General features: G+C 47.6%; 16 protein-coding genes. 10 read left to right on the forward strand and 6 right to left on the reverse strand.

Features of this window, described 5'->3' with window-relative positions:
- From P8J86_02905 to P8J86_02920, 4 genes are all read right to left on the reverse strand, one after another.
- Positions 1-192 (reverse strand): hypothetical protein (locus tag P8J86_02905; GenBank protein ID MDG2053634.1); only part of this gene is annotated, 192 nt, incomplete at its 3' end.
- 194 nt (positions 193-386) lie between these two features.
- Positions 387-899: a shikimate kinase gene (locus tag P8J86_02910; GenBank protein MDG2053635.1), complete on the reverse strand. Its 513-nt coding sequence runs from the start codon at positions 897-899 to the stop codon at positions 387-389.
- Between the two features lie 147 nt (positions 900-1046).
- Entirely contained in the window at positions 1047-1493 is a 447-nt protein-coding gene (locus tag P8J86_02915) for a hypothetical protein (protein ID MDG2053636.1), read from the reverse strand.
- Positions 1494-1577: 84 nt separating this feature from the next.
- Positions 1578-2660, reverse strand: a complete 1083-nt coding sequence (locus tag P8J86_02920; GenBank protein MDG2053637.1) for a glycosyltransferase — start codon at positions 2658-2660, stop codon at positions 1578-1580.
- 317 nt (positions 2661-2977) lie between these two features.
- Between P8J86_02920 and P8J86_02925 the strand changes: the two genes are divergently transcribed.
- Positions 2978-3787: a hypothetical protein gene (locus P8J86_02925; GenBank protein MDG2053638.1), complete on the forward strand. Its 810-nt coding sequence runs from the start codon at positions 2978-2980 to the stop codon at positions 3785-3787.
- Positions 3788-3832: 45 nt separating this feature from the next.
- On the opposite strand, the gene P8J86_02930 is transcribed toward P8J86_02925, so the two are convergent.
- Positions 3833-5686: a CotH kinase family protein gene (locus tag P8J86_02930; protein ID MDG2053639.1), complete on the reverse strand. Its 1854-nt coding sequence runs from the start codon at positions 5684-5686 to the stop codon at positions 3833-3835.
- Positions 5687-6316: 630 nt separating this feature from the next.
- Between P8J86_02930 and P8J86_02935 the strand changes: the two genes are divergently transcribed.
- From P8J86_02935 to P8J86_02970, 8 genes are all read left to right on the forward strand, one after another.
- A complete protein-coding gene (locus P8J86_02935; protein MDG2053640.1) occupies positions 6317-7042 on the forward strand; it encodes a carbonic anhydrase in 726 nt (241 codons plus the stop codon).
- Between the two features lie 314 nt (positions 7043-7356).
- A complete protein-coding gene (locus P8J86_02940) occupies positions 7357-7836 on the forward strand; it encodes a hypothetical protein (protein MDG2053641.1) in 480 nt (159 codons plus the stop codon).
- Between the two features lie 85 nt (positions 7837-7921).
- Positions 7922-9352, forward strand: a complete 1431-nt coding sequence (locus P8J86_02945) for a TolC family protein (GenBank protein ID MDG2053642.1) — start codon at positions 7922-7924, stop codon at positions 9350-9352.
- Entirely contained in the window at positions 9349-10803 is a 1455-nt protein-coding gene (locus tag P8J86_02950; GenBank protein MDG2053643.1) for a hypothetical protein, read from the forward strand. The genes P8J86_02945 and P8J86_02950 overlap by 4 nt, the downstream gene beginning before the upstream one ends.
- Positions 10804-10806: 3 nt before the next feature.
- Entirely contained in the window at positions 10807-14010 is a 3204-nt protein-coding gene (locus P8J86_02955) for an efflux RND transporter permease subunit (GenBank protein MDG2053644.1), read from the forward strand.
- Positions 14011-14098: 88 nt separating this feature from the next.
- Positions 14099-14605, forward strand: coding sequence for a hypothetical protein (locus tag P8J86_02960; GenBank protein MDG2053645.1), 507 nt, complete (start codon positions 14099-14101; stop codon positions 14603-14605).
- 80 nt (positions 14606-14685) lie between these two features.
- A complete protein-coding gene (locus P8J86_02965; protein MDG2053646.1) occupies positions 14686-15093 on the forward strand; it encodes a hypothetical protein in 408 nt (135 codons plus the stop codon).
- Positions 15094-15177: 84 nt separating this feature from the next.
- A complete protein-coding gene (locus tag P8J86_02970) occupies positions 15178-16929 on the forward strand; it encodes an FAD-dependent oxidoreductase (protein ID MDG2053647.1) in 1752 nt (583 codons plus the stop codon).
- 4 nt (positions 16930-16933) lie between these two features.
- Here the strand turns inward: P8J86_02970 and P8J86_02975 are convergent, their stop codons facing one another.
- On the reverse strand, positions 16934-17260 hold the full coding sequence (locus P8J86_02975) for a DUF3817 domain-containing protein (protein MDG2053648.1): 327 nt from the start codon (positions 17258-17260) through the stop codon (positions 16934-16936).
- Positions 17261-17493: 233 nt separating this feature from the next.
- Between P8J86_02975 and P8J86_02980 the strand changes: the two genes are divergently transcribed.
- Positions 17494-18984, forward strand: a complete 1491-nt coding sequence (locus P8J86_02980; GenBank protein ID MDG2053649.1) for a sulfotransferase — start codon at positions 17494-17496, stop codon at positions 18982-18984.
- Positions 18985-19036: the final 52 nt, after the last annotated feature.

The following is a 19036-nucleotide window of genomic DNA, read 5'->3' on the forward strand; positions in this document are numbered from 1 at the left end:
ATTCTTTTCGGAAAGCAGACGTTCATAGTCAGATTTTCCTGGCACTTCTACCTGCTTGTGACATTTTGGACAGGTCTCAATATTACCAGCCTCAGCAAGCGGACTCTTCAAACTCGTAGTACATACTGGACACCGAAAAGAAACATATGCTTTAGATAATTTTGATTTACTTCCCGTAATTTTATATTCCATTAGAAACTGCCCTCTTATTTCATCGTGTGACTTCCTAATTTCTCAAACAGTACCTGCTCAAGATTCTACCAGTCACGGGTGAACTCGTAGTGATAGATGTGCCTTTGAGGGACTTGCACAATCTTCAATACTAAAGAACAACCCCTCTGCTTGTTATGCAGAGGGGTTGAGTGTCCTAGCCGGTTCGATCCCCTTCACTCGCTTTGAAGTCGATTCTCAAGCAATGCCTCAATGCGTGGTACGACAGAGGCGAGACCCCCATTTGAATCGAGTTCATGGGTTGCGACCGAATCATAGATCTCAAGACGTTCGCTTCTTACTTGCAGCGCATCGGCATGCAACATCGCATGTGTCATCGGGCGATCCTTACCCTTTTCGATCCTGGCCAACGTTGTTTGCTCATCAGCAATGCAGTGAATGACCAGCGACACCTGTTTCAGTGCTTCCTTGACAACTTCTGGCATCGGAGAAGCGCCTCCCATTGAAACGACGGCATCCTCCTTGAGCAGCGACGGAACAATCTCCGCTTCCGCCTTTCGCCAACGCGCCTCATCCTCTTCATCCCACTCAGATTGACCCGATCCACCGACATGTTCCAGTACCCGATCATCAGCATCGATGCATGGCATATCAAGACACTCTGCAATCCATTCACTAATGGATGTTTTCCCAGACCCTCGGTATCCAATAATCGCAATCGTAGACATCTTGGAACTCCTGAGATCAATTGATTCACCCAATGTACCACCCCAACCCTTCGCTCATCGTGCTCGGCTAAGAAAGTCGACGCACAGCTGAGCGGTTTATGACCGAGTTCAGAGTTCCATCGATTCCATGACGCGTAGCGTTGTGGCTCATACAAAGGCCCCTTGGCTGATGAGGAAAGCCATTAGATACGTGACCCACAGAAAAAATAAACTAGCCATGAGAAGTAGGATGCCGGGTACTTGGGCCGCGACTCGAACCAGCTTCGATATCTGCGCACGGGCCACCCCCGAAGCGCCACATTCAGGACAGGGCTCGGAGCGCCGTTCAATGTGGCAAAGGTTATATCCACAAGAACCGCACAACCCACTGCCTATCTTCCATTTGTCCATGAAGATCCAACGTGTTCCAGTCACCGCCAATAAAGAGCCTGCCACGGCGGACGAGATGACGGGCAACCACAACCAGGAATGGTTCATTTTGTTCGCCACCAAAATCCACACCACAACTGCGACCAGACCTGGCCAGAACGACGCATGCACGAGCGGGTCTTTCAGCCGACGTCGAACTTCACGCCAAATAGTAGGACTGATCATTGAACCGTTTCCTCCGTTGCATGCGGGGCCGGACATCTTTTCATTATATGTGGACAAACAACAACCACCACACTAAAGACAAGGTCAACGAATGTTTCTCTCCAGTATTTCTTTCTGAAATTGGGGATACCAATCAGTCAGCTCTGGCGCATCTTTGTTCCAGACTTTGCGCCAACGACGCATAACAAAGAACACACCTGATGCTTGTGGATAAGAAAACCTTCGTGTCATGGTGTCTTTTATGAATTCTCCGAAGAGCCTTCTTCGCAGCATCCACTTATATCTTCTAGTCCACTGATTTGGCTGCGACGCATTTTTCTTTAAGAAGACAAGCATATTTAACAGTTGAAATACGATTACTGTTTTTCTCTTAATGCGACCTCCCGCAGCTTCGAAGTGGTGTACGGTTGCATTATTAGAATTTAATAGAAGTCCATGTTTAGCGTATCGATAGCTCGCATCAAGATCTTCGAAGGCCGCGTAATAACGCAGCATTGGTTCAAAAGGCTCTTTGATTGCGATCTCTTTTCGTACAGTCATTGCAAAACCATGCAAAAACGGCGCTGGCGTTACACCAAAACCTTTGAGCTCTTGTGGGATATCTCTTGCCCTTGGCTCATCATACATAATGAATAAATCGCCCATACTATGAAACAGAACTTTATTCATAAACCATCGACCAAAAAACGACTTCCGAAATTTACTTACAAGATACGTTTGAATATTTCTACTTTGGCCAACTTGGTTTTTGCTCGCAATGTTTGAACTGTCTTGCGCCGTTGGATCTTGTGATATATGCTTTCCCGCTATGCCTGCTACTTTTTTTTCATGATCTGCATCATAAATACTCATAATTTTTTCGGCACAGTCATGATGCATATATGCATCATCATCAAAGAAAAAAATGACGTCCTGCGTGCAATTGTCAGTACCTAAATTTCTTTGTGTGGTTGACGAGCGAATGTTGCATGGGACATAGCGCAGCTCAATAGACAATGAGTCTGGAATCAATTCCTGTATTTTTTGACAAGTTGATTCCCAATCATCACTTGCATCTACAATTACAATTTGCCCTGGAGGGCGTGTTTGTTGAACAGCTTGTCTAACTGACTTAACTAATACATCAGGTCTATTTAATGTTGGAATACAAAGACACCAACTGTTCATATCGAATTTCTCTGTTTGCATTGTGCCAAGGCCATATCTAGATATTTGGAATACCTGTCGGGTATCGACTTTCTTAAACTTGGGTCATGAAATTTCAGCAGCAGCCACGGCGCCGGACCTATGAGGGCAAGCCTGCTTGGCAACTGGACTATGTGAGACTTCATTCGTGCTGCTACGTCATGATTATCGCCGTACCAGCTCTTGTGATGGACGCAATTCTGCTGAGCGGTTTTCCTTGGCCCCGGTCTCGATCCCGATTGTTTGATTGAATATTGAATGGTAACTAGCGGAGCACTTTGTTAACATTAGTTCGCTCTATGAATTTAAAATCACGCTACAACTGCATTAAGATCTCACGAGCCTTACAAGATAGTCTGTTGTGCATACTTGTCATAGCCTGTTTGTCAGGTTGCACAAGAAAACCATTGCACATTGCTCCGGAACTTTCAGAACGAGCACGTGATCTTTGTTTACATGTTGTGAGTTCTGACGGCGTCACCAGTACAGCAACATTATTGAATAAGAACATCGCCATCACCACACAACATGCCATTGAATGGTCAGGTGAACAGACAAAACTTTCAAGTTATTTTCGAGGCGGCATTTTTACACCAACGATCCTTGCGATAGGTCCACCACTCCACTTCAGAGCCCTGTATGACGACGTCTATAGCGACCAGAAGACCATCTACGAGAATACGGAAAATGACTGGGCCATACTTGAACTTCCGCCCACCGACCGTTTTAAATACAGAAACAAGCCGAGCAGGCCTGCAAAGATTGGCCAAGCAAGTGCTGGAGACATCATTTTCATCGGTGGCATTGTTGTTCCAGATTCAATCGATTACACCAAACCGATTCCTGGTACCCCTGAAGAATTCTGGAAAGATGCATTCCGTCTGAGCCAAGGAAAAATTACTTCCATCAATGGAGTCGTATTAACATTCCAACATATTGCCGGAGATGAGATCATTGGTGGAATGTCTGGCGGACCCATTATGAAACTGAGTTCCGATGGAAGCGATCTGATTCTCGTCGGCATCATGGTTGCAACCCATACGAAAACTCTTATTTTCAAAAACCAGCTTGGTCGGGTTATACCAGACTTGCAAGATATTCTGGATTAAAGATCGCTCATCGAAAAGGAACCACAAAAAAGTGTAAGAGTGATCTCATTGCACAGGCACTTCACCATCCACTTTGTTTGTTTTCGAGCCGTCTTCAGAAACCGCTGGCTGGAATGATTCATGTTCGAGAATGAACTTACGGCGCTGCTCAGAGAGAGTCTTCAGTGATTGATTAGGGCCATCAAGACTTGCCTCAAATGAGTTGCGCCCATCAAGGAATGGATCCTTATCAACATCTGCTGCAAGAAGCGCTCTCCAGAGGTTAACTCTAAGACTGAGCTTCTCCCAGTTGAGCTCCTCTGTTGCGAGCAGCTTGACTCGTTGAAGATAAAGATCGCGCCATTCTTTGACTGCAAGTATTCGTGCAATCACCGGCCGAATTGCAACATCATTCTGGAATGCCAATGGGGCCTGCGTCATACTGTCGCCGCCACGACCACCACGACCACCACGGCCGCCACGGCCGCCACGGCCGCCACGACCACCACGGCCGCCACGACCACCTATCTGACCGCGCTGTTCTCTCATTTTCTCATGAAAGGCTTGCCGCTCGGTCTCATTGAGTTCACCATCACCATCCTTATCAAATTGTTTGATGATCTCTTGCTCGTTTGTTGGGCCGCCCATACCCCCTGGGGGAAAACCTTCCGGGGGACCACCTTGGCCACCAGGACCACCACGGCCACCAGGACCACCTTGGCCGCCAGGACCACCTTGGCCACCAGGACCACCTTGGCCGCCAGGACCGCCACGGCCGCCACGACCATGTCCACCACCAAATGTCTCGTTGTTGTCATAGTGGACGAGGTGAAACAGGTCATCCTTATCCTTATAGATGTAGTAGTCACTGCCTCGACTGTAATAGCCGTCTGAATCCATAAAGACATTGTCAATCGCCAGGAACCAAATCACCGCGTCGACGTCAAGGTACAGCGGCAAAACTGTCTTAAGTTCTTCATCCGGGGTTTCACGAAGCACCCAACAGAGCTCCACGAGCTTTTCCCAGTCTGCATCATCTGCAGATCCGGTCTTCAATTCATATCCATCCTTGTATAACTCGATGTCATCGCCCAGATAGCGCAATGCACCATCACCCGAGAAGTCAGGAGGAACCTTCCAGCGAATGCCTTTCTTGCTCCCCCATTGCTCCTTCGTGAACTCCTTATTGATCTGCTGCACATTGCTATAGATGCCAAGATAGGTTCCATTAACAACGACTTTTACAAAGTTGGCCTTTGGTGCTGGAATATAGTCTCCAGCGATATTCGAGAAGAGCACTTCTCTCATCAAAGTCGGATCACCGTTGGCGTTCAGTAGATTAAGCGTTTTGTATCCCTTGAGGCGAAGATCATCTTTGTATGCGTCAACTGAGATGCCGAACGACTTCTTTTCTGGTGCATCAAATGAAGTATTGCCACGATAAGAGATACCAACTTCACCGATTGTTTGGCCGTCGAGCATAAGTTTTCCGGGCACTTCAGCATCTGTCCCGTGAAACTCAACCAGCTCATCATGCCAGTCAGAATTTGGAAATTCAATAAACAGAGTGTGCAGAGCATCGATGTCGTAGAGACCCTTGTCTTTGAAGTGCAACACATCATCATTGGTTACTTTGATTTGATTAGGATCGTCCTGTGGACGAATACGATTCTCCTCTTGTTGATGCATGTCAGGCCGCGCTCGTCTTGTCCGTCGCTCCATACCAGATAGCGCCTCGCGCGCCAGCTTGCGTTCCTCTACATCAAGTCTGCCGTTCTTGTCAGCATCAAACTGATCATGGATGGGAATGTCTTGAAACCGGGGCCCATCAGGTCCCCCCTGCCCCAGAGCAATTGAGCTCATCCCCAGGCAAAAAACCACGATGATAAGTTTCTCGTAATCAAACTTCTTCGTTTGCATTTTTGTGGCTATCCCAATTTATGAGGTTACTGATCAGTTCTTAACTCATTGTCACATCTTAGAACCAGGGGACAAATCTATGACAAAAGACCGTAACAATAAGCCAGATGGCTCAAGTTGTCACAGATCGGACTCTAACCACCTCTCTCCAAGGTATGTCACTTAATGGACACCTTCATAAGCTGAGTTGGACAAAGAAACCAAGTGTCAGCCAACGTGTAAAAGATAACACAGACTAATTCTGATAAGACAGTGAATAGACGTCTCACCACTGCTCTCTCTTTTTAAATAGAGAGCAGTGGCCTGTTCATTAAGATTCCAAAAAACAACGACAACTCGTTCAATCACAACAGCATTTTAAAGGTCGGCTTAGACACAACTCAGACAGAATGGCGGGTTCCGAAGACACCTCTCTTTCTTATGTACCAACCAGCAAAAATGAGCTATTTGTGTGTCCAACAAACAGCCATGAACTGCCAATAAAACTGCAAATCATTGCAAACAATGTGCTTAGATCATTTTGATCATCTCCCCATCTTAGCGACAATTATCAAACCTCAGTACACTAGTAATTTGAAGTAATCGACCTCATTTCAAATCACAATTTTGGATAAAAAAGAAAGAAGAGACATGCTCGAAAAAAGAACACAGAAGCTAATCGCAGTATCCGCAGTAGCTCTTATTGCTGGAATCTCACTGGCACTTACAGCACCCGCAAGCACAACCACAACGCTGCGGGATGCCGCGATTCAGAGCGAACCATCAACACCAAACGAGGCAATCAAGGCCTTGATGGATGGCAATAAGCGATACTTAGAAAATCGGTCGAAATCCGAGAATCCTCCATCAGCTCGACCTGCTCTTGCAGCTGGGCAAGCGCCTTTCGCCGCTATTGTTCGTTGTGCTGACTCTCGGGTTGCTCCAGAAATCGTATTCGACCAACCACTTGGCGCCCTTTTCGTGAACGGTGTCGCGGGCAACATCATCACCCCAGAAATCGTTGCTAGCTTCGAGTTTTCGGTCGCTGTCCTGGGTTCGAAGTTGATCGTAATCATGGGCCACTCAAGTTGTGGCGCCGTTCAGACCGCAATCACCATGCGTAATAAGACGGACCAGCTTCCAGGTTCGCTCCCCATGCTCATCGACCAGATTATCGTTCCCTGTACACTCGATGCGAATCCGGATGATCTGGCGGCCTATGAAGAAAAGGCAATCATCTGCAACGCCAACAAGGGCATCCAACAGCTGATCGCTCGCTCCCCCGTCCTCGCAGCAGCAGTCGAGAAGGGTGACCTCAAGATCATCGCTGGCGTCCAAGACCTTAAAACAGGAACATTTACCGTCACCAAGAAGTAATGCCATCGCCATAACATAGATTGCACTATGCAATGATTTTGAGACGGTTCTAAGTGGATTAGCCGCCCGCCAAGAAGGCAACGGGCGCTATTCACTTAGGACCGTTCTCTTTAGAGCATGTACCCACAGGAAAAGGGCAATCACGTTGTATTTGTTTTACAAACAAATACACACTTTGGCCGTCGGTTCAGTTCTTGCTATCAGTACCGCTAATATGGCTACAACAGTGATGAGGCCTATAGTTCTCGGAACTGATACCAAACCTAATATATTGTTTGGGCAATACCACTCAATCGTCTGGTAGACTTCCTGCAATGAATCCTCGACTCACTACCCTTATTCTCCTGGCCGCCATCGCCCTTCAAGGGATTTTTGGTGGCCTTAAAGACAGTGCGCTGATCTGTCTTGGGGGCGGCCATGAACATGACACATCACAAATTGTCGAGCGATGTGAAACAGTTTGTTCAGGGCATTCTGACGAGTCACATCATGCTCACCACTCGCATCATGTCCACCACTCACATCACACTGAGTGGCCTGAACCTACATCGACAGATGATGATCAGAGCAATGGCTGCTGCACTGACCTCGAACTACCACTGATCGTATTGCTTACGCATCAGCGAACCCAAGCGAAACCTATCGTAGACTTACCACCACTTCCTGCGATCATTGCACTAAGGCAAGATCCAGTCGAGGCCTTCTATCAGAACGAGCATGCATCAATCTTCAAAGAAGATCCTGGTGGTCTAAAACGCATCACTCGTATTAAAACGACGCGACTAATCATCTAAACAGAGACATAGGACAACTGTCTAATCTCATGGCAACTGCCATGTGGGTGCTATGTTTTTGTAATTTTGACAAGAGAGACTTGTCTTGAGTCGTTTGCTCTATTCGATATTGTCGCGTTTTTGGTGTCTATCAATACACCTGCTGTTTGCATTCGCTCTATTAATTGGCTGCCAGTCATATGAGCGCGTGCCTATCGATCTTGATGCATATGAAGAACGATTCAACGCGAGACTGTTTGATGTTGAACCCATCTCTGAATTCACGAAGCAACTCCGTGATTCTGGTTCAGATGTACCAGCACAATTTGATTTGAATGACGGCATCTCCTGTGCGGAAGCTGAAGTGCTCGCCCTTTTCTATAACTCCGATCTTCGTATCGCTCGCCTTGAAGCGGGTGTGGCACTGGCAACGCGAGAAACAGCTGGCCTTTGGGAAGACCCGGTTTTCGGTTTTGACGGTGCCAAAGTGTTTTCTCCCACTTCGATTCTCGAATATGGCTTCATGCTTGGCCTGACCATACCTCTCTCGGGAAGACTCGGCGTCGAAAAAGACCTCGCCAGTGCCGCATATGAAGCCGAGCTACATACCATTGCTGATCTTGAGTGGCGGACGCGTGCGAATGTGCGTCGCCACTGGTCGATGTGGACAGCATCTCAAGCGCAGTCTGAATTGCTCATGGAGACCATCGAAGAACTTGAGCGAATTGATGCCATTGCTGATCATCTTGAATCGAGTGGTGAACTAAATCGAGTTCAGCGGCGCCTTATTCGCATACAAGTTGCAGATATGTATGTACAGGCTAGCGCACTTGATCTGAAAATTGTTGAATCTGAAATAGCACTTCTTCAGTTAATTGGACTTCCGACTGGAGCATTGGTGTTTATGACGCCGGGTTTTCCTCAAATGACAACACCTGAAGTCGATGATGTCACTGCAAGATTAATTAGTTCTAATACAACACTGGCGATGTACTTTGCTCGGTATCAAACAGCTGAAAATACACTTCGTCTTGAAATTACAAAGCAGTTCCCAGACATCGTCATTGGGTCTGGGTATGGAACTCAATTTAACGATCAGCGAGTTATGTTTGGCCTCTCAGTACCACTACCTATACTCAATGCCAATCGCGCCCCCATTGCCAGGGCGCATGCTGAAAGAGAAGTTGCCCGTGCAGCGGCAGAAGTAACATTCTCAGAGATTACTCGGCAACTGGCTGCCGCCGAATATTCACTGAACATTAAACGCAAGCAAAGAGATCGCTATGGGGAAGAAGTTATTCCGCTATTAGCGGCACAAGCTCAGGACATTCAGCGTATTGCTGCACTTGGAGAGTTGGATATATTCGTCTTACTTGAGACAGTCAATAGAACATTGCGGACAAAGCAAGAGCTCATCAGATTGCAGGCTGAACAGCTTGATGCTGCGATCACCGTAGTACAGATTCTTGGGCCTAATAATGAGTTCGATCACAATACGACAGGTCCCCGTACCTTAGCGCCTGGAGACAATCCATGAATAATCTTCATAGATATGCCAGCACAGTCTTAATATTTTGCATGTTGGCCCTAACTTTGATCGGATGTGGCACAAAAGATTCTGATCAAGCCCAACAAAATCAGAATGCAAAATCTGACGAGAAGACCGCTTCACCAAGCAATCGAATCGCGATACCACCAGCGGTGCGATCTAATCTTGGTATCACATTTGCCAAGGCAGAGCGCCGCCGCATTGAAAATACGCTTCGGGCGCCAGGTAAATTTGAGTATCTCCCCAACGCAACGAGAGAATACCGAACAATGTTATCGGGGCGTATCGAGCTTCTTGTGACCCAGTTTGAAGCCGTTGAGATTGGTACGCCCTTGTATCGTATTGACTCGCCACAATGGCGTGAAATACAACAGACAATTGCAGAAGCAGACTCAGCGGTTGTTCAATCTAAAACAACTCTTGCTACATTTGGCCCCTTGTTTGCCGCGCACGAACGCCATGAAACGAGTCTGAAGAAAAGTGTTGATCTTTGGCAGACACGGGTCAGTAAGCTTGAGAAGCTACGTGAAGCCGGCGGCGGCACCATGACTGAACTCACCGCAGCACGCGCTGCGATGGCTACCGCAGAGGCGGAACTCGCTGAGCTTGAAGAAACAGATGCACAGCTTGAGGCTTCTCAAGCACGGACAAACGGCCAACTTAAAGCAGCTGAAGCACAATTCGAATTTTCAATTGACACCGCTGCATCGCTTCTCGGACAAACAAGAGTGGCTCTCGTGACACCAACTAGTCAAGAAGCCAATTCACCCCCACTATGGCGCACCATCAAGACCATTGAAGTGCCGTCTCTTACATCAGGTGTTGTGGCATCGATAGACCTGACGAATGGTGCATGGGCTGATGAACAAACCAAAGTATTGACCGTCGTACAGCCAACACGACTCCGCTTTCATGCATCAGGCCTCCAGACTGATCTGGGTGTTCTGCAGGATGGCCTCGAGGCTCGCATCGTACCACCAACGCCAACCGCTACCGGAACCTCTGTGCCCTATGACAGCACAATGTCTGGAATTCTAAGACTCGGACTCACCGGTGATCCGAATGAGCGAACCATCGATTTGTACGTCACACCAGAGCAGTTGGCTCCTTGGGCGCGAGCAGGCGTATCAGCACAACTAGAGATTGTGACCGATGCAACGACGGCCCCTGAACTCTCAATACCACTCGCTTCGGTACAACAAGACGGCATGGCACCAGTGATTTTCAGAAGAGATCCAAATGATCCGAATGTTGCGATTCGAATAGAGGCGGATATTGGAATCGATGATGGACGCTGGGTCACTGTATTAAGTGGACTCAGAGATGGTGATGAAGTCGTACTTGATGGTGGTTTTCAACTTCTGTTGGCGTCAAGTAGCACCATCCAGCAAGGTGGACACTTCCATGCCGATGGCACCTTCCATGAGGGAGAACACTAACTAATGCTACGGGCACTTATAGCCTTTTCGCTGCGGTACGCTTCACTGATCGTGATCGCGGCGATCTTAATCACGGCTTACGCTGCATGGCGTCTGCCTCAGATGGCCGTCGATGTTTTTCCTGAACTGAATGCCCCCACGGTCATCATTATGGGAGAGGCTGGCGGCTTAGCTGCAGATGAAGTTGAGCAATACGTCACCTTTCCAATTGAATCTGCTGTCAATGGAATGAGTGGCGTTCGTCGTGTTCGTAGTGCCAGTGCCACTGGGTTATCAATTGTCTGGGTAGATCTTGATTGGGGTGCCAACCTCTACGACGCACGACAACTTGTTTCAGAGCGGCTTGCCACAGTCAGAGAGATGCTTCCGCCGAACATCGAACCCTTCATCATGCCAATCACCTCGATTGCAGGCGAGATCATGCTTGTTTCATTGTCTTCACCGACAGGCGAAATAAGCCCACTTCAACTACGTGCATATGCGGAGTTCGATCTGCGTAACAAAGTTCTGGCAGTACCCGGTGTGGCACAGGTTGTTGCCATTGGTGGTGAACTTCCTGAATATCAAGTCAATGTTGACCAAGAAAGACTTCGCCTATACGACCTGACCATCTCAGATGTTGTCCAAGCAGCTGGCGGGGCCCATAGCACGGCGAGTGCCGGATATCTCCCGAATGTCGGCAATATGGAGATTCCGATTCGGCAACAAAGTCGCGTGACAAGCGACAGAGATATTGCTGAAACGATTATTAAATATCACGATGGAGCGCCTGTGACCATTGGCCAGGTTGCTGATGTTCGACTCGGACCTGCGCTTAAGAGAGGCGAAGCATCGGAGTCTGGAGTTCCTGCAGTCATTGTTTCAATACAAAAGTCGCCTGGAACAAATACGCTTGCGCTCACAAATGAAGTAGATCAATTACTCACACAACTTGAACTCAACCTTCCACAGGGAATGATTCTTAATCGTGAGGTCTTTCGACAATCCAACTTTATTAATCGCGCGGTAGGCAATGTCACCGATGTGCTGATCGAAGCTGTCATCGTTGTCGCCATCGTGCTTATTCTCTTTCTGATGAATGTCCGCACAACGCTGATCACCTTGACAGCTATTCCTGTTTCATTGGCTGTTGGGCTACTTGTGATGGACAGTCTAGGTATGGGCCTCAATGTCATGGCTTTAGGAGGCCTTGCTATCGCAATTGGCGTGTTGGTTGATGACGCCATTATCGATGTGGAAAATGTGTTCAGACGGCTCAAACAGAACAGTGCCCTACCAGAGCAAAGCCAGCGCCGATTCACACAGGTGATCTTTGATGCAAGTAATGAAATTCGTCCGGCAATGGTCTTTGCCACCATCATTATTGTCATGGTCTTCTTACCACTGCTCTTTCTTCAAGGGATAGAGGGGCGTTTCTTTCGGCCGCTTGCCCTGACCTATATGGTCTCTATTCTCGCTTCATTATTGGTGGCTCTTACCCTCACACCAGCACTCTGCAAGATCCTTCTCAAACGTGGACACAATTTCAAACACCATGATGATTCATGGTTGATTCACTTTTTGAAAAAAATCTACACACCCGTCTTGGAATGGGCACTTCGCGTACGCATTTGGGTACTCGGTTGTGCTGGCCTTGCGATTGTGGTGAGCCTCTTGCTCGCCAGTACATTTGGATCTTCATTTCTGCCTTCGTTTAATGAAGGTACATTTACGGTCTTTCTTTTTTCACCACCGGGCACTTCACTTGTGGAGAGCAATCGCCTTGCAAGCCAAGTAGAAAAGCAACTAGCAAACATTGAGGGTGTTCAGACTGTGGCTAGGCGAACCGGTCGCGCTGAACGGGATGAGCACGCTGAACCTGTCAGTAGCTCCGAAATCGAAGTGACCTTACTACCAGACAGTAGCCAGAAGGCTGTGCGCACCAAAATTGATGAGGTCTTGGCAGCAATTCCTGGCATTACCACGATGGTTGGACAGCCCATCGAACACCGGCTTAGCCACCTTCTTTCTGGAACACCAGCGGCCATTGCCATCAACATATTCGGTGAAGATTTGAATCTGCTTAGGCGTGTCGCAAAACAAGTCGAAGCTGAGCTACGAACAGTACCTGGCGCACGTGAAGTCAATGCAAATCGTGAAGTCATGATCACATCTCTACCAATTCGATACCGACATGCCCAACTTGCTGCTGTAGGATTAAGTCCGGCTGATGCTGCTCAACAGGTACAAGAGGCTTTGTATGGCGAAGTTGTAGATAAAGTAAACGAAGGAATCCGACAATATGATCTTGTTGTTCGACTTGATCCCTCTCAACGCGAAAACATTGAGCAGGTTCGAAATTTACTACTAAAAGGTCGTGATGGCGCCATCGTTCGTTTACGTGACGTGGCAGACATCGGACTTGAAAGATCAAGCAATCTCATTACGCGCGAGAATGCCCAACGCAAAGCCGTCGTTTCGCTGAATGTTGCAGCGGACTCCAACCTTGGCGATTTAGTCGCTGTGGTTAAAACACGCATCGATCCAATCGTACAAAATGCCGGTTTTACTGTGACTTATGGTGGCCAGTTTGAAGCGCAACAATCTGCAACCAAGACCATTTTGATTCTCGGATTCATTGTCGCAATTGTGATGCTCATGTTGCTCCAAATTTCAACCGGCTCCATTCGTGCAGCACTGTTAGTCATGCTTAATATGCCTCTGGCGCTTATTGGAGGCATCATTGCCATCTTGCTGACTGAAGGTGGTGGCGCCTGGTCAAACTTAATGGGGCTGATTGGATTTGGCGGATCCTATGTCGCACCGGTCATATCAATCGCGAGCATGGTTGGATTTATCACACTCTTTGGAATCTCTGTTCGAAATGGCATTTTGCTGATCAACCACTACAACTACTTAATGACACGAGAAAATGTTTCTTTCGATGATGCGATCCTGCGTGGTTCAATGGAACGCTTGGTACCGATTCTCATGACCGCCCTTGCATCTGCACTCGCCCTTCTTCCTTTAGCATTAGCCGTTGGATTACCTGGCAGCGAATTGCTTGCCCCACTCGCTATTGTCACACTAGGAGGTCTTGTGACATCAACCATATTGAACCTTATTGTAGTGCCCGCTGGTTACTCACTTATTTTTTCAGGCTCATCTCTTAATCACAATCCCGATGAGCATACTAATCGCCTTGACAGTCACAGCCCATCAATATAGAACCTTGGTCTGAATACCCTTGCTTGTTTGAGGGTCATTCACCGTCGGGCAAGACAATTCAAATTTGTTTAAGAAGGAACGCCAGATTATGAACAGTCGCACACCACTCGCCCTTTTTGCCGTATGTGCTTTGTCTTTTGCGATGACGAGCTGTGCCAAGAAGGATTCAAACAGTACACAGGGTCAGGCAGCGACTTCTGATCACGACCACGCAGATGATCCCGGCCACGACCACGCAGATGATCACGGCCACGACCACGCAGATGATCACAGTCACGACCACGCAGATGCCATTTCCAAAACAATTGATATTGCGGGGAATCAGCTGGTCATTTCCATAGAAGGAACAGTGACTGCTAATGCAGAACTTCATGTTGAAATTACTGCCGCGAACGCGGACGAGATAAAAGCTCTTAGGCTTTGGTTTGGGACTCAATCTGGCGAGGACTCACTAAAGACAAAGGCGGACAATGAAGGTGATCATTGGCATGCCCACGTTGAGTGCCCCAGCACTATTCCAAACGACAGTTCACTATGGATTGAAATCGAAGATGCAAATGGCACCCGGCTTTCGAAAGCTGTTCCACTTTCCTGATCGAGTGATGATTACCAAATAACAGGAATCAAAGTGATCGAACGCCAGCATCGGCAGCTGGGCTATCTATACTCTGAGATATGAATCCCATAAATCTAGTCGCTATCGGTAATGATTCTGGCTCTGCCTTTGGAAAAACCTTTGCAGAATATTCAACTGCATTTAGCGATAGAAATCACATCGCACTCTGCGCCGCGTTTGCCTCGAACGCCAAAGTCATCATTCGAGATAGGCGGATTGACCAGACTCTTGAACTGACACCCGCTGCATTCTTCGAAAGACTTTACAAAGAAATCGAAACAGCATCGTTTCAAATTGAGAATGCCACAGCCCAGTTCAATGACGGCTATCTCTTTGTAGATGGAACTTGGATTGATCAGCAAGGCGCTCCCCTGCTTCGTGCAGCAGATTTATTTACCGCTTTTTCTGATGGTCAAATTGCTGCACTTGACGTTGTGTGGACAAACGAAAAGATAAATGCCAAGTAGTATCGTAATGGCCTTTCGGTCATTAGCTACAACACTTGCTACGGCCAGAACACTTGTGAACAGATGCTACGGAGTCCTATCTCAATGACAAACAATAAGTACTCACGACGGCGTTTTATAAATTCATTAATTGTGATTGGCGGTGGATTACTTGCCGTACCAAAATCGTTTGCCTGGACAATCAGCAACTCTTTAACGAAACGCCATTGGCCGCCCAAAGCAGATTGGGATGCACTGAATAAGCGAGTTGGGAACCGACTGATTAGAACGCAACTGCCTTGGATCAACGCAACCAAGAAAATTTTCCAACTCCTTAAAAATCCCTTTTGGAATGAGGAGCAACCCGGCTCGTTCCAGTCAACCGGCTGGTTCAACGCTTGGACAGCTGTTGCAAGCCCGTATGCAGTGAAAGCAACGAGTACCAAAGATATTGTAGAAGCTGTTAATTTCGCGCGTGAACATAAGATCAAACTTGTCATCAAAGGTACGGGCCATGACTACCTCGGTCGCAACTGTGCACCGGATTCACTGCTTGTCTGGACGCATGAGATGCGCGACATCAAAATGCACGAAGCATTTGTCCCAACTGGAGCGCCTCAGGGGACTGCCCCCGTCTATGCAATGACCGTCGAAGCTGGTACCCGATGGCTCGAAGCCTACCAAGCTGCTACTAAATCAGGTCGATATGTTCAGGGTGGTGGATGCACCAGCGTCGGCGCATGCGGAGGTTTCACTTTCGGAAGCGGATTCGGATCGTTCTCAAAAATGTTCGGCACCGGTTCTGGTTCCATCTTAGAGGCCGAAGTGGTAACAGCTAATGGCCAAGTGCGCGTGGTCAACGAGTACCAGGAGCCAGACTTGTACTTTGCAATTCGTGGTGGAGGTGGAGGCACCTTCGGGATCGTTTCTCGTGTGACACTATTGTCTCATTCCATTCCAAAGTCATTTGGCTTGATCACGGGTGAGATAAAAGCGTCCTCTGATCGCGCTTATCAAGAACTGATTGATGAATTCGTCGCATTTTATCTCAAAGCACTCGACAACCCACACTGGGGCGAATCTGTTCACTTTGATTCAAACAATGTAATGAGCTTCAATCTTGTGTCCCTGAATAAGACTGCGCAAGAGACGAAGGCAGCGATGGAGATCTTCCTGAGCAAGTTGCGCCAAAGACCGGAAGATTTCACAATTGATCTTAAGTTCATGGTGACTGACTTTAAGAACATGTGGAATTATGAATATTGGGATAAAGAGCACCCCGACTTTATTGTCCATGATCTACGTCCTGATGCACCAAAGGGTCAATTCTGGTGGCATGGAAACGGTGGCGAAGTTTCAACGTATTGGACCGCATATCAGTCTTGGTGGATCCCAACCAATGCCCTGCGACATCAGCGAGAACAGATGGTCCAAGCATTTTTTGATGCGAGCCGTATCACAGGTTTCATTTTTCAGATTAACAAGGGGCTTTCAGGCGAGTCCGCCGAAGCACGAGCTCGAGATCAACAGACTGCATTACATCCCCACTGTTTCGATGCAGCGGCTCTTGTTTTATTTGGCAATCAGCAACAGTATAAATATGTTGGCGTCCCTGGCATGGAACCAGATGAGGAAGCAGCTGACAAACATAGCAAGGCTATCACAAAGGCAATGTCGCTTATCCGGGAAGTCGCTCCGAATGCAGGTTCATACGCCAATGAAGCCGACTTCTTTTTAGAAAATTGGCAGGAGTTAATGTGGGGCACAAACTACCCTCGATTACTTGCTATTAAACGAAAGTATGATCCCGACAACTTCTTTAAGGTCCATCATGGTATCGGTAGTGAGGAACTCTAAATGACTAAGCACTGACTTCATCACGAGACCCACGAAGGATCCGGTACAGTGGAATGTCCACAATAAACGGCAGAAATGGGATCACCGCGCCAGCTATACCGAACCACATAAGATTTGTTGGCAGCGGCACAATCGTACGGCCAAACCAAAACATAAGCACCAGCCAAATAAAGAGAACACCGTGGATCATACCGACTATCGACACCGCTTCAGGTATATCCGCATAGTACTTCATTGGCATGGCCACAAAAAAGAGAACAAGTGTTGAACAGCCTTCAATGAGTCCAGCAACAATTAGCCAGCGAAGATAGGTACGATTGATTTTTTGCATTGGTCGTCAATTATAGCCATTGAAATAGACTGTAAATGAAGAGAAACATGCTGCCTTGAAACGATTTGGGTTCTTCGTGGCTTAGAACTGGCTCAGTTCTTGGTGGACAGCAGATCTTCATGCGGGCATAACCTAAAAAATCCATATCTTTGCGGCCATAAAATACTGAATGCAGGCAACTAGTTACACTATTATTTCTGATTCGAAGACCAGCATACTCGGAGTTCGATGCAATGATGAATACACCAGGGCCCGCTGATGTAGACAATCAATTACGCTCACTTATTCGGTCGGGAGATCTTGTTAAGGCCTTGCAGATGGCCCAGGAGATTCTTAAGAACGATCCAAATCATCCCCAAGCATCTTTGACGGTCGCACAGGTACGGCATGCTCAAGGCCTTTATCCACTGGCCGCAGATGCAGCCCTGCACGCACTAAAGTTCCGGCCAGATAATGAAGAGATTGAGATCTTTCTGGCCAGAGTCTATAGCAGCCTCGGCAAATCACAGCAGAGCCTTGAATGGTGTGATCGCGTTCTTAGCAAAAGTCCGTCCTCTACTGCAGCAAGAGAAATCCAAGCCAACGTCTTGGAACGCAACGGTGATTGGCAAGGCGGTTTGAATGCCTTGGAGTCAATCAATAAAAATACCAAGAGTCCACAGTTGAATTGGTTGACTGCACGCTGCCTTCTACAAAGTGATGATCGCGAGGCCGCGCTTAAAGCTATTAATGAAGGCCTTTCCCTACCCAACATGGAAAACCCCAACAATGCGCCTATTCGAGCTCGCTTGTTGCTACAACGTGCCAAGATATTAGATGGCATGGGTCAGTATGATTCGGCTTTCCTTGATGCGAAGAATGCTAAAACGCTGATCGATGTTGCCTTTGATCAAGATCAATATATCGCAGAGATCGACCAGCTCATCGAGACGTTTTCAGCAGAGCAGCTGCAGAAACAAGATGGATCTATCGACAGTGAGTGTTCTCATGTTTTCATTGCCGGTATGCCAAGGTCAGGTACGACGCTGGTTGAGCAGATTCTCGATGCGCATCCTGATGCCACTGGCGTAGGAGAAGCAAAGGAAATTGACATATTGGCGAGGCACCTCCAGAAACTACTCGGTTCCTGGTCACCCTGGCCAAAATGTGCGCGCGGCATCGTACTAGAAGATCGTAAAAAAATGGTTGCCAATTACGAAAATTCACTGGGGCAACACGGTTATGCATTGCCTTCGACATTCATCAATAAGAATCTAAAAAATGCACGCCTCTTAGGGCTTATTGCGATGCTGTTCCCTGATTCAAAGATTATCTTTACGCGTCGAGATCCACGCGATGTAGGCATCTCTTGCCTGATGGGTAACTTCTCTCCACGCGTGCATCCAGAACTTATGGATCTTGATCGCATTGCCATGGCGATAGAACAGAATGATCGCCTCATCGAGCATTGGAAGGCCGTGCTACCGATGCCTTGGATAGAAGTGAACTATGAAGAAGTCGTTGCGGATAAAGATCGCATGACACGAGAACTTGTCGAATTCTGTGGCCTACCCTGGGACGATCGTTGCCTTAAGTTCTACGATTCGGGACGGACCGTCATGACCCTCAGTTATGACCAGGTAAATAAGCCGATATATGACACTTCAGCTGGTCGGTACCGTCATTATGAAAGTCACATTGGTCCTCTCAGCGGCCTTGCCAAAGAGAGCAATGGCAATACGTAATTTGATGCGGCAAGCCATGCTTTACGCATCTACACATTTTGCTCTGATGTAC

It is taken from the genome of Phycisphaerales bacterium, assembly GCA_029268515.1.
Classification (GTDB): Bacteria; Planctomycetota; Phycisphaerae; order Phycisphaerales; family SM1A02; genus JAQWNP01.

Coding starts and splice junctions, on each gene's coding strand:
- P8J86_02910 (MDG2053635.1), bottom strand. CDS start 899: ATGTCTACGATTGCGATTATTGGATACCGAGGGTCTGGGAAAACATCC.
- P8J86_02915 (MDG2053636.1), bottom strand. CDS start 1,493: ATGATCAGTCCTACTATTTGGCGTGAAGTTCGACGTCGGCTGAAAGAC.
- P8J86_02920 (MDG2053637.1), bottom strand. CDS start 2,660: ATGAACAGTTGGTGTCTTTGTATTCCAACATTAAATAGACCTGATGTA.
- P8J86_02925 (MDG2053638.1), top strand. CDS start 2,978: ATGAATTTAAAATCACGCTACAACTGCATTAAGATCTCACGAGCCTTA.
- P8J86_02930 (MDG2053639.1), bottom strand. CDS start 5,686: ATGCAAACGAAGAAGTTTGATTACGAGAAACTTATCATCGTGGTTTTT.
- P8J86_02935 (MDG2053640.1), top strand. CDS start 6,317: ATGCTCGAAAAAAGAACACAGAAGCTAATCGCAGTATCCGCAGTAGCT.
- P8J86_02940 (MDG2053641.1), top strand. CDS start 7,357: ATGAATCCTCGACTCACTACCCTTATTCTCCTGGCCGCCATCGCCCTT.
- P8J86_02950 (MDG2053643.1), top strand. CDS start 9,349: ATGAATAATCTTCATAGATATGCCAGCACAGTCTTAATATTTTGCATG.
- P8J86_02955 (MDG2053644.1), top strand. CDS start 10,807: ATGCTACGGGCACTTATAGCCTTTTCGCTGCGGTACGCTTCACTGATC.
- P8J86_02960 (MDG2053645.1), top strand. CDS start 14,099: ATGAACAGTCGCACACCACTCGCCCTTTTTGCCGTATGTGCTTTGTCT.
- P8J86_02965 (MDG2053646.1), top strand. CDS start 14,686: ATGAATCCCATAAATCTAGTCGCTATCGGTAATGATTCTGGCTCTGCC.
- P8J86_02970 (MDG2053647.1), top strand. CDS start 15,178: ATGACAAACAATAAGTACTCACGACGGCGTTTTATAAATTCATTAATT.
- P8J86_02975 (MDG2053648.1), bottom strand. CDS start 17,260: ATGCAAAAAATCAATCGTACCTATCTTCGCTGGCTAATTGTTGCTGGA.
- P8J86_02980 (MDG2053649.1), top strand. CDS start 17,494: ATGATGAATACACCAGGGCCCGCTGATGTAGACAATCAATTACGCTCA.